The organism is Streptomyces sp. NPDC060028, assembly GCF_042736725.1.
Lineage (GTDB): Bacteria > Actinomycetota > Actinomycetes > Streptomycetales > Streptomycetaceae > Streptomyces.
Genome location: NZ_JBHWVJ010000081.1, coordinates 18,595 through 32,495 on the forward strand (window position 1 = coordinate 18,595; position 13,901 = coordinate 32,495).

Genomic DNA, 13,901 nt, shown 5'->3' on the forward strand with positions numbered 1-13,901 from the left:
TGCACGTTGTCCATGTCAGATCCATGGCGGATGCACACGCCTGACGAACCGTACGGAGAGGAGAAGTCGCACGTGGACGCCGAGCTGACCAACAAGAGCAGGGACGCGCTGAACGCGGCCACCAGCAGGGCCGTCAAGGACGGCCACGCGGACCTGACCCCCGCGCACCTGCTCGTGGCCCTGCTCGCCGGCGAGGACAACGAGAACGTCACCGACCTCCTCGCCGCCACCGAGGCCGACCTGGCCGCCGTGCGCAACGGAGCGGAGCGGCTGCTCGCCGCCCTGCCCAGCGTCACCGGCTCCACGGTCGCGCCCCCGCAGCCCACCCGCGACCTGCTCGCCGTACTCGCCGAGGCCGACACGCAGGCCGGCAGGCTCGGCGACGAGTACCTCTCCACCGAACACCTCCTCATCGCCATCGCCGCCAAGGGCGGCGCGGCGGGCGAGGTCCTGACCGAACAGGGCGCGAGCGCGAAGAAGCTGCTGGCCGCCTTCGAGAACGCACGAGGAGGACGGCGGGTGACGACCCCCGATCCCGAGGGCCAGTACAAGGCCCTGGAGAAGTTCGGCACCGACTTCACGGCCGCCGCCCGCGAGGGCAAGCTCGACCCGGTCATCGGCCGCGACCAGGAGATCCGCCGGGTCGTCCAGGTCCTGTCCCGCCGTACGAAGAACAACCCGGTGCTCATCGGCGAGCCCGGCGTCGGCAAGACGGCCGTCGTCGAGGGCCTGGCCCAGCGCATCGTCAAGGGCGACGTCCCGGAGTCCTTGAAGAACAAGCGCCTCGTCTCCCTGGACCTCGGCGCGATGGTCGCCGGCGCCAAGTACCGCGGCGAGTTCGAGGAGCGCCTCAAGACGGTCCTCGCGGAGATCAAGTCGAGCGACGGCCAGATCATCACCTTCATCGACGAGCTCCACACGGTCGTCGGCGCGGGCGCCGGCGGGGACTCCTCCATGGACGCGGGCAACATGCTCAAGCCCATGCTGGCCCGCGGCGAGCTGCGCATGGTCGGCGCGACCACGCTGGACGAGTACCGCGAGCGGATCGAGAAGGACCCGGCGCTGGAGCGCCGCTTCCAGCAGGTGCTGGTCGCCGAGCCGTCCGTCGAGGACACCATCGCCATCCTGCGCGGCCTCAAGGGCCGCTACGAGGCCCACCACAAGGTCGTCATCAACGACAGCGCGCTGGTCGCGGCCGCGACCCTGTCCGACCGCTACATCACCTCCCGCTTCCTCCCCGACAAGGCCATCGACCTCGTCGACGAGGCCGCGTCCCGGCTGCGCATGGAGATCGACTCCTCCCCCCTGGAGATCGACGAGCTCCAGCGGTCCGTGGACCGGCTGCGCATGGAGGAACTGGCGCTGAAGAACGAGTCCGACCCGGCCTCCCTGGAACGCCTGGAGAAGATCCGCAAGGACCTCGCCGACAAGGAGGAGGACCTGCGGGGCCTGACCGCCCGCTGGGAGAAGGAGAAGCAGTCCCTCAACCGCGTCGGTGAGCTCAAGGAGCGCCTGGACGACCTGCGCGGGCAGGCCGAGCGCGCCCAGCGCGACGGAGACTTCGACGCCGCCTCCAAGCTGCTCTACGGGGAGATCCCGGCCCTGGAGCACGAGCTGGCGGAGGCAACCGAGGCCGAGGCCGAGGTCTCCAAGGACACGATGGTCAAGGACGAGGTCGGCCCCGACGACATCGCCGACGTGGTGGGCGCGTGGACCGGCATCCCGGCCGGCCGCCTGCTGGAGGGCGAGACCCAGAAGCTGCTGCGCATGGAGGCCGAGCTGGGCCGGCGCCTGATCGGCCAGGGCGAGGCCGTACGGGCCGTCTCGGACGCCGTACGCCGCACCCGCGCGGGCATCGCGGACCCGGACCGGCCGACCGGCTCGTTCCTCTTCCTGGGCCCGACGGGCGTGGGCAAGACGGAGCTGGCCAAGGCCCTCGCGGACTTCCTCTTCGACGACGAGCGGGCCATGATCCGCATCGACATGTCGGAGTACGGCGAGAAGCATAGCGTCGCCCGCCTCGTCGGCGCCCCGCCCGGGTACGTCGGCTACGAGGAGGGCGGCCAGCTGACGGAGGCCGTGCGCCGGCGCCCGTACAGCGTGGTGCTCCTGGACGAGGTGGAGAAGGCCCACCCCGAGGTCTTCGACATCCTGCTCCAGGTCCTGGACGACGGCCGCCTCACGGACGGCCAGGGGCGGACGGTGGACTTCCGCAACACCATCCTGATCCTGACCTCCAACCTGGGCAGCCAGTTCCTGATGGACCCGGCCACCCCGGCGGAGCTGAAGAAGACCCAGGTCCTGGACGTGGTGCGGGCGAGCTTCAAGCCGGAGTTCCTCAACCGCCTGGACGACCTCGTGGTCTTCTCCGCCCTGAGCGGCGAGGAACTCGCGCACATCGCCGAGCTCCAGATCGGCCGGCTGGCCAAGCGCCTGGCCGACCGCCGCCTGATCCTCGACGTCACCCCCGCGGCGCTGGCCTGGCTGGCGGACAAGGGCAACGACCCGGCGTACGGCGCCCGCCCGCTGCGCCGCCTGATCCAGACGGCGATCGGCGACCGCCTGGCCAAGGAGATCCTCTCGGGCGAGGTCAAGGACGGCGACACCGTACGGGTCGACGTGGCGGGCGGGGACCTCCTGGTCGGCAAGGCCCTCTGAGCCCCCGGCGGCCGCCCGGGGCCTTTACCTGCCCCCTACGCCTGTCCGCCCGGAGCGGATAGCGCGTGCGGGGGTGGACACGGGGTAGGAGCGATGGGGGAGGATGACACCATCCGCACGAAGGGAAGTACACGGTGAGCATCGATCCGGCCTCGATTCCGAACTTCGGAGGGCAGCAGCCCGATCCGCAGGCCACAGGACCGGCGGGCCCCGTCGTCCCCGACCAGGACCTGGTCAAGCAGCTGCTGGAACAGATGGAGCTCAAGTACGTCGTCGACGACGAGGGTGACCTCGCGGCGCCGTGGGAGGAGTTCCGCACGTACTTCATGTTCCGCGGCGAGGGCGAGCAGCAGGTCTTCTCCGTGCGGACCTTCTACGACCGTCCGCACAAGATCGACGAGAAGCCGCAGCTCCTCGAGTCGATCGACGACTGGAACCGCCGCACCCTGTGGCCGAAGGTCTACAGCCACACGCACGACGACGGCTCCGTCCGCCTGATCGGCGAGGCGCAGATGCTGATCGGCACCGGCGTCAGCCTGGAGCACTTCGTGTCCTCCACGGTCAGCTGGGTCCGCGCCTCCATCGAGTTCGACAAGTGGCTCGTGGAGCAGCTCGGCCTGGAGAAGGACGTCGACTCCGCCTCCGACGGCGAAGACAAGGGCGACGACGCGGGCGACGAGACCAACTAGTCCGCCCGCCTCACAAGGGCACACGGGCCACGAGGAGCAGGTACACCCCGTAGCCGCAGGAGAGCCCGGCCAGCACCCCGGTCACCACGACCGCGGTGCGCGGCCGGGCTTTCGCCATGACGGAGGCCACCGGCAGGAGCAGCGGGAACGCGGGCAGCAGGAAGCGCGGCTTCGACTCGAAGAAACCGGCCCCCCCGAAGGCGATCAGCAGCAGCACCCCGGTGTACGCGAGCAGCGGCAGCGGCGTCCGGTCCAGCACCAGCAGCGCCGCGAGCAGCCCGGCCAGCGCCATGACGCCCACCGTCACGGCGGCGGCGAGCGGCACGTGTCCGCCGGTGAGCACCACCTCGGCGGAGCGCAGGGCGTCCTCGCCGAAGTCGAAGCGCGAGCCCCACCGCCGCTGCACCGTGAAGTAGCCGCCGAGCGGATCGCCCAGCCGTACCCCGACCGCGAGCAGGTACGCCGCCCAGCCCGCCGGCGCCAGCAGCCCGGCCACCCACACCTCGGGCGCGCGGGAGCGGCGGCCGAGGACGGCGGTGAGGGCCGTCGCGGACACGGCGGCCGCGACGGCGAGCCCGGTCGGCCGGGTCAGCCCGGCGAGCACGGCCAGGGCGGCGGCCCACAGCCAGCGGCCGCGCAGCAGCGCGTACAGGGCCCAGGCGGCGCACGCGCTCAGCAGCGCCTCGGTGTAGGCGAGGGTCAGCACCACGCCGTGCGGCAGCGCCGCCCACAGCCCCACGAGCAGCACCCCGGCCCGCGCCCCGAGCAGGTGCTCCCCGACCCGGTACACCCCGACGGCGGCCAGGGCGGCGGCCGCCCAGGCGACGGCGAGCCCGGCGACGGCCAGGCCGCCGGGCAGCACCTGGGAGACGGCCCGCAGCAGCAGGGGGTACAGGGGGAAGAAGGCCAGGTCGCTCTGGACGGACCCACCCGCGGGCCACATCTGGGTCCTGCCGTAGCCGTGCCCGGCGATCCAGACGTACCAGACCGAGTCCCAGGACCCGCCGAGCACCCGCAGCGGACTGCGCCCGGCCCACCAGGAGGCGGCGCACAGGACCAGCAGCCCGGCCCCGCGGACGGCGGCGAACACCCCGAGCGCGAGCACCGCGGCCGGCGTGGCCGCACGCGTCCGCACCGGCGGCCGTAGGGACACCGTCGTCGCCATGTCTCCCGACTTTCCGCAGGTGTGTGAGCAGGTGTGTGAGCAGGTGTGTGAGTAGGCTCATCGGATGATGAGATCGTCCGGAACCTTCAAGGTCGTCACCTTCACTCAAGTACCGCTCGTCCCGGAACCCGCGGTGGACACGGGACTTCCGGTCGGCGTCGCCACGATGGAGAAACACTACGAGGGCGACACCCTCAGGGGCCGTTCGGCCACGCTCTTCACGGCCGCCTTCGACCAGGACGCGGGCGTCGGCAGCTACGTCGCGATGGAGTCCTTCGAGGGAGCCCTCGCCGGCCGCGAGGGCGCCTTCAACTTCGTCCACTCGGCGGCCACGGACGGCGGCCCGGCCCGCGGCGCCGAGCACTTCGCGATCGTGCCGGGCAGCGGCACCGCGGCCCTGAAGGGCATCACGGGCGCCGGCGGCCTGCGCGTCGACGAGGACGGCACGCACCACATCTGGTTCGACTACGACCTCTGAACCGTTGCGGTCACAGCACTGGAAGCCCGGGGTGTGGCTGGGCTCGCCGGCATCCGTCGTTCCCGCGCGGGACGGGCCCGGCTGAGCCGGGGCCGGGCCCTGTATCCACATGTCCACCGGACCGCGCTCAGCGAGCCAGCCGGCCGAGGCTGGGCAACGAAGAATCGCTGGCACTCAGACTGTAATCTGAGTACAGTCTGAGTATGAGCCTTGCTTACCTGGGAGCCGAACCCGAGTCGGTTTCGTTCACCGACCTGTCGAGAAACCCCAAGGCCGTAGCCGCCAGGGCTGCCGCCCTCGGTGCTTTGCGCGTCACCCATCGAGATTCACCCGACATGGTGCTGACGACTGCGATGCACGCGGAGCGCACGGAGGAGAACCTCACGACGGCCTCTCGGCTCTTCCTGGCACTCATGAAGCATGACGACGGAGCCCGGTCGCTTCTGCTGGCGCTGCCGGAGGTCTTCCCGTGGGTGCGGCACCTGGACGACGAAGAGCTGCGCGCATTCACCGTAGAACTTCTGGAAGCCCTTTCCGATGCAGCAGAGCTGGGTGCCAGGGAATCTGTTCACCGGGCGCTTGTGTCCTGGAGGGCGACGGCTCGCATCAACGCCGATCCGGAGCAGCTCAAGGAAGCTCTGCGTCCGCTCGACGGGGATGACCTGGGTCCGGTCGAGGTGGGCGGGTGAGCCCCAAGAAGGGCGATCGTGTCAGCGTTCCACCGCTGAGCGGATGGAACGTCGTCTTCGGGACCACGGAGGCGGTGACGGGGTGGGAGGAACTGTGCCGCGCGGCGCTGCCCAGTGCCCACCGATGCCTGGAGGCGTTGCGCACCGACCCGCTGGCGCGTGGCAACTGGAATCGCCAGCATCAGCTCCGTGGGAAACTCGCCACGAAGGAATGGAAGGGATCCGCCCTCGAACAGTGGGAGTTCGAGGTTACGAGCGGCGGCCGAGTGCGCTACCTGGTCAGCTCCGATACATCGACCGTAGTTCTGGTCTACGCGTCTACTCGGCACCCCAAGGACACCGAGTAGGTCGTCGTTCCCGTGCGGAACGGGCCCGGCTGAGCCGGGGCCGGGCCCTGTATCCGCATGTCCACCGGCCCGCGATCAGCGAGCCAGCCGGCCGAGGCGGTCCACCGCCTCCTGCAATACAGCCGTTCGCTTGCAGAAGGCCCAGCGGACCTGGGTGGCGCCCGCCGACTTGTCGTCGTAGAAGACCTGGTTGGGGATCGCGACCACGCCGCAGCGGTCCGGGAGGGCGCGGCAGAAGGCGAGGCCGTCCTTTTCGCCCAGGGGCGTGATGTCGGTGGTGATGAAGTACGTGCCCTGGGGGCGGAAGACCTCGAAGCCCACCGCCGCGAGACCGTCCGCCAGGATGTCGCGCTTCGCCGCCAGGTCGGCGCGGAAGCCCTCGTAGTAGGAGTCGGGCAGGGCCAGGGCCTCTGCGATGGCGTACTGGAAGGGCCCCGAGGACACGTACGTCAGGAACTGCTTCGCCGAGCGGACCGCCGTGATCAGCTCCGGGGAGGCGGTCACCCAGCCGACCTTCCAGCCCGTGAACGAGAACGTCTTGCCGGCCGAGGAGATGGTCACCGTACGCTCGCGCATGCCCGGGAGCCCGGCCAGCGGGGTGTGGGAGCCCTCGAACACCAGGTGCTCGTACACCTCGTCCGTGATGACCAGCAGGTCGCGCTCCACCGCCAGCTCGGCGACGGCCGCGAGCTCCTGCGGGGTCAGGACCGTGCCCGTCGGATTGTGCGGGGTGTTCAGCAGGAGCAGCCGGGTGCGCGGGGTGACCGCGGCCCGCAGGGCGTCCACGTCGAGGCGGAAGTCCGGGGCGCGCAGGGTGAGCGGGACGCGTACCGCGCCGGCCATCGCGATGCAGGCCGCGTACGAGTCGTAGTACGGCTCCAGCGCGATGACCTCGTCACCCGGTTCGAGGAGGGCCAGCAGGGCCGCCGCGATGGCCTCCGTCGCGCCCGCCGTGACCAGCACCTCGGTGTCCGGGTCGAAGGCGAGCCCGTAGAAGCGCTGCTGGTGGGCGGCGACGGCCGCGCGCAGCTCCGGGACGCCCGGGCCCGGCGGGTACTGGTTGCCCCGGCCGTCGCGGATCGCGCGCACCGCCGCTTCGGCGATCTCCGCGGGGCCGTCGGTGTCGGGGAAGCCCTGGCCGAGGTTGATCGACCCGGTGCGCGTCGCCAGCGCGGACATCTCCGCGAAGATCGTCGTGCCGAAGGCCGCCAGCCGGCGGTTCAGGAAGGGGCGGTTGCTGCTCACGGGTGCGCTCATGGGCGCCATCCTGCGGGCAACCTCTGGACTTGCTCAAGTGTGCTTTGGCCGGTGTGGCCAACGGGCATCCCCCCTTCACGCGGGACGCGGGGATCCCGCCCCTCGGGAGGACCGAGGCGGAAGAGAGAGATGGGGGGCGAGGATCGTGGTCGGATTCGTCATTCTGAGTGGACTGGTCTTCATCGCCGTCGTCGTGTTCCTGGTGCGCAAGGCCGGCGGCGGGGGCGGTGGCCACGGAGGCTCCGACTCGGGCAGCGGCAGCTGGTGGGCGGGGAGCGACGGCGGGTCGTCGTCCTCCTGCAGTTCCTCTTCGTCCTGTGGTTCCTCCTCGTCCTGCGGTGGGTCGTCCTCCTCCTGCGGTGGCGGGGGGTGCGGTTCCAGCTGACACGGGGCAGCGGGCACCGCGCAGGTCAGGGCGCCCGACGGGCTAACTTCCGTCGGGCGTCCTGCTGTTCGCACTACGCCGCGCAGGTGGAACTTGTTGAACACGTGAACTGGGTAGCCCCCGGGGGGATGTAAACCACTTCAAGTTGGGTAAAAACGCTGTGAGTGCCGTGCCTTTCATGATTCCCTCGGTTGAGTAGACCAGTCCTCGGACCTCCCTGGACTTCCTGTGGACCCGTGCCGGTGTCCCCCCACCCGTTGACTACCGCTGGCGGGCCCCGGCCCATCTCCCTCGCGCGTTTGCGGAGCCGACTCATGCTCACGACCCTCCAGACCACTTACACCGACACGCGTGCCGCCGATCTGGCCTGGGCCCTCGGGCGGGAGCGGCTGCCCGCCCTGGCCGTACTGAACCTCGAACTAGTGGGCGCAAAGGTCGAGTTGCGCCTGCTCGGAGCCTCCCACCAGGTACTCCTGGAGGAGGGTGAGGTGCTCTGCTCGGAGACGGTCGCCTGTATGCCCGGGAGCAGCACACCGCTGCCGCTCGGCGTGGCCAAGCGGGTCGGCGACTGGGAGTACGAGTTCGCCGCGCGCGTCGAGAACCTCTCGCAGGGCTCGTTCGCCGGGCGGGCGCAGGAGTTGCTCGCGCTGGTCGCGGATCACCCGAACGGGCTGGCCGGGACCTTCCCGGGCAGTCCGCACGCCTTCACCGCCATGCTCGCGCAGCGCTACGAGGGCCAGGTGCGGTGGCGGACCTGGCACGCGTACCCGCAGGAGGGCCAGCTGGTGGCCACCCGTACGCGGGTCGGCGTGCGGACGGGGGCCCCGGCCGCCGTGTCCTTGGAGTCCCGGGCCCTGCTGTCCTGACGGCCGGTGCGGGCGTTGCCATGCGGTTGCTCCAACTGGCCTATGCAATGCGTCAGTTGCACCCATGTGGGTGACTTGATGCGAGCGGGAGGTGACGTACGGTTCGCTGCATGATCGACCGTTCCGCCCCGCGCGGGGTGCTCCCGGCTCCGCAGCCGCGGGGCGTGGCGTCCGTTCCGGCCGCCCTGCCCGTACGGCCCCGGACCGGCCGGCTGCTCGTCCTGGCCACCGTGTTCGTCTGCGCCGCCTGCGGCCTCGTGTACGAGCTGGAACTGCTCGCCCTCGGCTCCTACCTGATCGGCGACTCCGTCACCCAGGCGTCCGTCGTGCTGTCCGTCATGGTCTTCGCCATGGGCGTCGGATCCCTGCTCGCCAAACGCCTGCGCGACCGGCCCGCCTTCGGCTTCGGCGCGGTGGAGGCCGGACTCGCGCTGCTCGGAGGGCTCTCGGCCATGGCGCTGTACGCCAGCTTCGCCTGGCTCGGGGAGTCCCGGCCCGCGCTCGTCGCGTTCTCCTTCGCCATCGGCGTGCTCATCGGCGCGGAGATCCCGCTGCTGATGGTCCTGATCCAGCGCATCCGCAGACAGGACGCGGGCGGAGCCGTCGCCGACCTGTTCGCCGCCGACTACGTGGGCGCCCTCGTCGGCGGTCTCGCCTTCCCGTTCCTGCTGCTGCCGGTCCTCGGCCAGCTCACCGGCGCGGTGCTCACCGGCACCGTCAACGTCGTCGTCGGCGGCGGCCTGGTGCTGTGGCTGTTCCGCCGCGACCTCAGCCGCCGCGCCCGCTGGCTGCTGATCACCATGAACATCACCGTGCTCGCCGTCCTGGCCTCCGCCACCGTCCTCGCCGACGACTTCGAGCGGGTCGCCCGCCGCGCCGTCTACGGCGGGGAGGTCCGCGTCGCCGTCCAGACCGGCGTACAGGAACTCGTCCTCACCGGCCCCGCCACCGGTTCCCCGCGCTCCCTCGACCTCTTCCTCGACGGCCGCCTGCGGGTCAGCGGCTACGACGAGTACCGCTACCACGAAGCCCTCGTGCACCCCGCGATGACCGGCCCGCACTCCCGCGTCCTGGTCCTCGGCGGCGGCGACGGCCTCGCCGCCCGCGAGGTGCTGCGCTACCGCGACGTCGCCTCCGTCACCGTCGTCGAACTCGACCCCGGGGTGGTCCGGCTCGCCCGCACCGATCCGATGCTCGCCGCGCTCAACGGCCGGGTGTACGAGGACCCGCGCCTCGGCGTCGTCACCCAGGACGCCTTCCGCTGGCTGCGCGGCCCGGCCGCACGGGACCGCTTCGACGTCATCGTCTCCGACCTCCCCGACCCCGGGATCACCCCCAGCACCAAGCTGTACTCGCAGGAGTTCTACGGGCTCGCCGCGCGGGCCCTGCGCCCCGGCGGCCGCCTCGCGGTCCACGCGGGCCCCCTCGGCACCCGGCCGCGCACGTACTGGACCGTCGAGGCCACCCTGCGCGCGGCGGGCCTGCTCACCGCCCCCTACAGCGCGGGCGGCCGCCTCTCGGGCTTCGCCGCCGGACCCGACCGGACCCAGGGCGCGGCCGACGCGCCGCCGCAGGACTGGGGCTTCGTACTGGCCGCCCGCGAGCGGGTCCCGGAGCTGCGCGTGGACCGCGACACGCCGGGCCTGCGCTCGCTGTCCACGCAGTCCCTGCACGACGCCGCGCGGGACGCGGAGCGCGGCCGGCTGCCCGGCCTCCCGCCGTCCACGCTGCCGCACCCGCGCTATACGTAGGCGGGAGTCGGTCGTCTCGGTAGGCTCGACCGCATGGAGCATCAGGTGTTCGTTCCGGTACCGGCAGCCGACCTCCGCGCCGTGCTGCGCGATCCCGCCCGGGTGGCGCGCTGCGTGCCAGGGCTCCAGCAGGACGCCGACACCGAGTCCGGGCCGCTGTCGGGCCGGCTGAAGGTGCGGGTCGGCGGGCACACCGTGACCTACCGGGTCGCGCTGGCCGTCACAGAGCGGGAGCCCGACCACTTCACCTTCGAGGGTGAGGGCACCGAGGTCCGGGGCAGCGGCACCGTCAAACTCTCCCTCGCGCTGCGCCTGACACCGGCCGACGGCGGGACCCGCCTGGACCTCACCGCCGAGGGGGTCGCCGACGGGCGCGCCGCCGGCTTCGCCCCGGACGCCGCCGCCACCGCCGTACGCCGGCTCCTCGACCGGGCCGCCGCGCAGCTGGCGACGGTTGCCACCGCCCCGCAGGCGGAGCCGGTGACGGACGTGGTCGCCGAGGCCGAGGAAGCGGAGGCCGCGGCCCTGGACGGCGACGACGGCGACGACGGCGACGAGGTCACCGAAGTCACCGCGTCCGTGTTCGACACCGAGGTGCCGCCCCCGTCCCTCGACCCCTTCCTGGAGAGCGGCTTCGGGGATCCGGGCGACCTCGACGACCTCGACGGCTCCGCGCACCCCCCGGCCGAGGCCGCCCACGCGCGCCGCACGATGATCGGCCGCAGCGCCGAGGAGGTCGACCACGCGCCCCCGCGCGGCCGCTACGCCCCGGTACCGGCCCCCGGCGCCGCGGCCGCGAGCGCGAACCTGCGCTGGCTCGCCCCGGCGGCCGCCCTCGCCGTGGCCTCGGCGGTGGTTTTGGGCCGGGCCCTGCGCCGCCGCCGCTGACCGTTTCGGCGCCGACCAGCACTAGGGTCGGTCGCATGAGCACGCAACTGAGCGCCGGTGGCGCGGAGCTGACCATCGACCAGGACAACGGCTGCCGGATCAGCAGTCTGCGGATCGACGGGACGGAGCTGCTGCGCCAGGGGCCGAAGTACGGCTCCTTCCCGATGGTCCCGTGGTGCGGGCGCACCAGGAACGGGCAGTTCCAGGACGGTGCCACCCTGCACCAGCTGCCGGTCAACCACCCGCCGCACGCCCTCCACGGCTTCGGCCGCGACGCCGCCTGGCGCCGCGCCCGCGCCACCGCCACCGAGGCGGCCTTCACCTTCGAGCTCGGCGACCCGTGGCCGTACCGGGGCACCGTCACCCAGATCTTCGAGCTCGGCGAGAACGCGCTGACCCTGACCATGGGCGTGGAGACGTACGAGGACTCCTTCCCGGCGCAGGCCGGCTGGCACCCCTGGTTCCACCGCAACCTCGGTCTCGGCGGCGAGGACGTACACATCGACTTCGAGGCCGGCTGGCAGGAGGAGCGCGGCGACGACCACCTCCCCACCGGCAACCGCGTCGACCCCAAGCCGGGCCCCTGGGACGACTGTTTCGGCATGCCCGAAGGAGTCGACGTCACCCTCACCTGGCCGGGTGCGCTGGAGCTCAAGGTCACCAGCCGCAGCGAATGGGTGGTCGTCTACGACGAGGAGTCCGAGGCCGTCTGCGTCGAACCGCAGTCCGGCCCGCCGAACGGGCTGAACACCCTGCCGCGCCTGATCACCCCCGTGGACCCGCTGGAGATTTCCACGACGTGGACCTGGCGGCGGCTCGTCTAGGGCCCAATTAAGCTCGGGGCCATGACTGACGTACGCGATGCGCTTCTGCAGCAGATCAAGGACAAGGCCGTCGTGCACGGCAAGGTGATCCTCTCCTCCGGCATGGAGGCCGACTACTACATCGACCTCCGCCGGGTCACCCTGGACGGCGAGGCGGCCCCGATGGTCGGCCAGGTCATGCTCGACCTCACCGCCGAGCTGGACTTCGACTGCGTCGGCGGCCTGACCCTGGGCGCCGACCCGGTCGCCACCTCGATGCTGCACGCGTCCGCCGCGCGCGGCGGGCGCCTGGACGCCTTCGTCGTCCGCAAGGCGCAGAAGGCCCACGGCATGCAGCGCCGCATCGAGGGCACCGACGTCAAGGGCAAGCGCTGCCTGGTCGTCGAGGACACCTCCACGACCGGCGGTTCCCCGCTGACCGCCGTCGAGGCGGTCCGCGAGGCCGGCGGCGAGGTCGTCGCCGTCGCGACGATCGTCGACCGCGGTGCCGCCGACGCCATCGCCGCCGCGGGCCTGCCCTACCTCACCGGGTACGAGCTCGGGGACCTCGGCCTCGCCTGAGCCCGACCCCGGCTCGGGCTGGGACCGGGTCCGGGACCGGGACCGGGACCGGGACAACTGGTGACTTAGGTCCTCGGAAATCCCACGCCAGGTCCTGACCTGCCCTTTTCCGGCGGGGCGGAGTGTTTCACGTGAAACACTCCGCCCGGTTCGGGCATACCGGGCGACCGACGGGGTGGAGTGTCGCGCGGAGTCTGGAAAGATAGGCGCGACGGCGACATCGCCCCGGTCAGGGCCCGCAATAGCACACTCCCCGCACATCCAAGGAGCGGACAGATGCCCATCGCAACCCCCGAGGTCTACAACGAGATGCTCGACCGGGCGAAGGCAGGCAAGTTTGCCTACCCGGCGATCAACGTGACCTCGACCCAGACCCTGCACGCTGCACTGCGCGGCTTCGCGGAGGCCGAGAGCGACGGCATCATCCAGATCTCCACCGGTGGTGCGGAGTTCCTGGGTGGCCAGTACAACAAGGACATGGTCACGGGCGCGGTCGCCCTGGCCGAGTTCGCGCACGTCGTCGCCGCCAAGTACGACATCACCGTGGCGCTGCACACGGACCACTGCCCCAAGGACAAGCTGGACGGTTACGTCCGCCCGCTCCTGGAGGTCTCCGCCGAGCGCGTGGCCCGTGGTCTGAACCCGCTCTTCCAGTCGCACATGTGGGACGGCTCCGCCGAGACCCTGGCCGACAACCTGGCCATCGGCCAGGAGCTGCTCGCCAAGGCCGCCGCCGCGAAGATCATCCTTGAGGTCGAGATCACCCCGACCGGTGGCGAGGAGGACGGCGTCAGCCACGAGATCAACGACGAGCTGTACACCACCGTCGATGACGCGCTGCGCACCGCCGAGGCCCTGGGTCTGGGCGAGAAGGGCCGCTACCTGCTGGCCGCCTCCTTCGGCAACGTGCACGGCGTCTACAAGCCGGGCAACGTCGTCCTGCGCCCCGAGCTCCTCAAGGACCTCCAGGCCGGTGTCGGCGAGAAGTACGGCAAGCCCTCCCCGTTCGACTTCGTCTTCCACGGCGGCTCGGGCTCCACGGCCGAGGAGATCGCCACCGCGCTGGAGAACGGCGTCGTGAAGATGAACCTCGACACCGACACCCAGTACGCCTTCACCCGCCCGGTCGCGGACCACATGTTCCGCAACTACGACGGTGTCCTGAAGGTCGACGGCGAGGTGGGCACCAAGTCCACCTACGACCCGCGCACCTGGGGCAAGCTGGCCGAGGCCGGCATGGCCAAGCGCGTCACCGAGGCGTGCGCGAACCTGCGCTCCACCGGTACGAAGCTGAAGTAGGCACCGTACGAACCAAGGGCCCGGCCCGCCGTCGCGAGACGGCG

At 71.5% G+C, this 13,901-nt stretch carries 13 protein-coding genes; 11 read left to right on the forward strand and 2 right to left on the reverse strand.

Annotated elements, in window-relative coordinates:
- The first annotated feature begins 72 nt into the window (after positions 1 to 72).
- Both clpB and ACFWBF_RS29950 read left to right on the forward strand, forming a co-directional pair.
- A complete protein-coding gene (clpB, locus tag ACFWBF_RS29945) occupies positions 73 to 2,658 on the forward strand; it encodes an ATP-dependent chaperone ClpB (protein ID WP_385607399.1) in 2,586 nt (861 codons plus the stop codon).
- A gap of 134 nt (positions 2,659 to 2,792) precedes the next feature.
- Positions 2,793 to 3,347 carry a YbjN domain-containing protein gene (locus ACFWBF_RS29950; protein ID WP_385607384.1) on the forward strand — a complete coding sequence of 185 codons (555 nt, stop codon included), beginning with the start codon at positions 2,793 to 2,795 and terminating at the stop codon, positions 3,345 to 3,347.
- 10 nt (positions 3,348 to 3,357) lie between these two features.
- Here the strand turns inward: ACFWBF_RS29950 and ACFWBF_RS29955 are convergent, their stop codons facing one another.
- Positions 3,358 to 4,512, reverse strand: a complete 1,155-nt coding sequence (locus tag ACFWBF_RS29955) for a hypothetical protein (RefSeq protein WP_385607386.1) — start codon at positions 4,510 to 4,512, stop codon at positions 3,358 to 3,360.
- A 67-nt stretch (positions 4,513 to 4,579) separates the two neighbouring features.
- Here ACFWBF_RS29955 and ACFWBF_RS29960 point away from each other — a divergent pair, with 67 nt between their 5' ends.
- From ACFWBF_RS29960 to ACFWBF_RS29970, 3 genes are all read left to right on the forward strand, one after another.
- On the forward strand, positions 4,580 to 4,990 hold the full coding sequence (locus ACFWBF_RS29960; protein WP_385607401.1) for a DUF3224 domain-containing protein: 411 nt from the start codon (positions 4,580 to 4,582) through the stop codon (positions 4,988 to 4,990).
- Between the two features lie 203 nt (positions 4,991 to 5,193).
- The gene (locus ACFWBF_RS29965; protein ID WP_385607387.1) at positions 5,194 to 5,679 is read left to right on the forward strand and encodes a prevent-host-death family protein; all 486 of its coding nucleotides are present in this window, start codon (positions 5,194 to 5,196) and stop codon (positions 5,677 to 5,679) included.
- Complete coding sequence (locus ACFWBF_RS29970; RefSeq protein WP_385230294.1) at positions 5,676 to 6,026, forward strand: hypothetical protein; 351 nt, start codon at positions 5,676 to 5,678, stop codon at positions 6,024 to 6,026. Before ACFWBF_RS29965 ends, ACFWBF_RS29970 begins: the two co-directional genes overlap by 4 nt.
- Positions 6,027 to 6,101: 75 nt before the next feature.
- On the opposite strand, the gene ACFWBF_RS29975 is transcribed toward ACFWBF_RS29970, so the two are convergent.
- Positions 6,102 to 7,292 (reverse strand): pyridoxal phosphate-dependent aminotransferase, encoded by a 1,191-nt coding sequence (locus ACFWBF_RS29975; RefSeq protein WP_385607388.1) that lies wholly within the window; start codon positions 7,290 to 7,292, stop codon positions 6,102 to 6,104.
- Between the two features lie 690 nt (positions 7,293 to 7,982).
- Here ACFWBF_RS29975 and ACFWBF_RS29980 point away from each other — a divergent pair.
- From ACFWBF_RS29980 to fbaA, 6 genes are all read left to right on the forward strand, one after another.
- Positions 7,983 to 8,534, forward strand: a complete 552-nt coding sequence (locus ACFWBF_RS29980; protein ID WP_385607389.1) for a DUF2617 family protein — start codon at positions 7,983 to 7,985, stop codon at positions 8,532 to 8,534.
- A gap of 110 nt (positions 8,535 to 8,644) precedes the next feature.
- A complete protein-coding gene (locus ACFWBF_RS29985; RefSeq protein ID WP_385607391.1) occupies positions 8,645 to 10,285 on the forward strand; it encodes a polyamine aminopropyltransferase in 1,641 nt (546 codons plus the stop codon).
- A 33-nt stretch (positions 10,286 to 10,318) separates the two neighbouring features.
- On the forward strand, positions 10,319 to 11,173 hold the full coding sequence (locus tag ACFWBF_RS29990) for a CoxG family protein (RefSeq protein ID WP_385607392.1): 855 nt from the start codon (positions 10,319 to 10,321) through the stop codon (positions 11,171 to 11,173).
- Positions 11,174 to 11,208: 35 nt separating this feature from the next.
- Positions 11,209 to 11,997 (forward strand): aldose 1-epimerase, encoded by a 789-nt coding sequence (locus ACFWBF_RS29995; protein WP_385607394.1) that lies wholly within the window; start codon positions 11,209 to 11,211, stop codon positions 11,995 to 11,997.
- Positions 11,998 to 12,018: 21 nt separating this feature from the next.
- On the forward strand, positions 12,019 to 12,558 hold the full coding sequence (pyrE, locus tag ACFWBF_RS30000) for an orotate phosphoribosyltransferase (protein ID WP_385607395.1): 540 nt from the start codon (positions 12,019 to 12,021) through the stop codon (positions 12,556 to 12,558).
- A 276-nt stretch (positions 12,559 to 12,834) separates the two neighbouring features.
- Entirely contained in the window at positions 12,835 to 13,857 is a 1,023-nt protein-coding gene (gene fbaA, locus ACFWBF_RS30005; protein ID WP_385607397.1) for a class II fructose-bisphosphate aldolase, read from the forward strand.
- Positions 13,858 to 13,901: the final 44 nt, after the last annotated feature.

What these genes read in the sequence shown, in the direction of transcription:
- ACFWBF_RS29975 (WP_385607388.1), bottom strand. Translation starts at nt 7,292, where the DNA reads ATGGCGCCCATGAGCGCACCCGTGAGCAGCAACCGCCCCTTCCTGAAC.
- ACFWBF_RS29995 (WP_385607394.1), top strand. Translation starts at nt 11,209, where the DNA reads ATGAGCACGCAACTGAGCGCCGGTGGCGCGGAGCTGACCATCGACCAG.
- ACFWBF_RS29980 (WP_385607389.1), top strand. Translation starts at nt 7,983, where the DNA reads ATGCTCACGACCCTCCAGACCACTTACACCGACACGCGTGCCGCCGAT.
- ACFWBF_RS29955 (WP_385607386.1), bottom strand. Translation starts at nt 4,512, where the DNA reads ATGGCGACGACGGTGTCCCTACGGCCGCCGGTGCGGACGCGTGCGGCC.
- fbaA (WP_385607397.1), top strand. Translation starts at nt 12,835, where the DNA reads ATGCCCATCGCAACCCCCGAGGTCTACAACGAGATGCTCGACCGGGCG.
- pyrE (WP_385607395.1), top strand. Translation starts at nt 12,019, where the DNA reads ATGACTGACGTACGCGATGCGCTTCTGCAGCAGATCAAGGACAAGGCC.
- ACFWBF_RS29965 (WP_385607387.1), top strand. Translation starts at nt 5,194, where the DNA reads ATGAGCCTTGCTTACCTGGGAGCCGAACCCGAGTCGGTTTCGTTCACC.
- ACFWBF_RS29990 (WP_385607392.1), top strand. Translation starts at nt 10,319, where the DNA reads ATGGAGCATCAGGTGTTCGTTCCGGTACCGGCAGCCGACCTCCGCGCC.
- ACFWBF_RS29985 (WP_385607391.1), top strand. Translation starts at nt 8,645, where the DNA reads ATGATCGACCGTTCCGCCCCGCGCGGGGTGCTCCCGGCTCCGCAGCCG.
- ACFWBF_RS29960 (WP_385607401.1), top strand. Translation starts at nt 4,580, where the DNA reads ATGAGATCGTCCGGAACCTTCAAGGTCGTCACCTTCACTCAAGTACCG.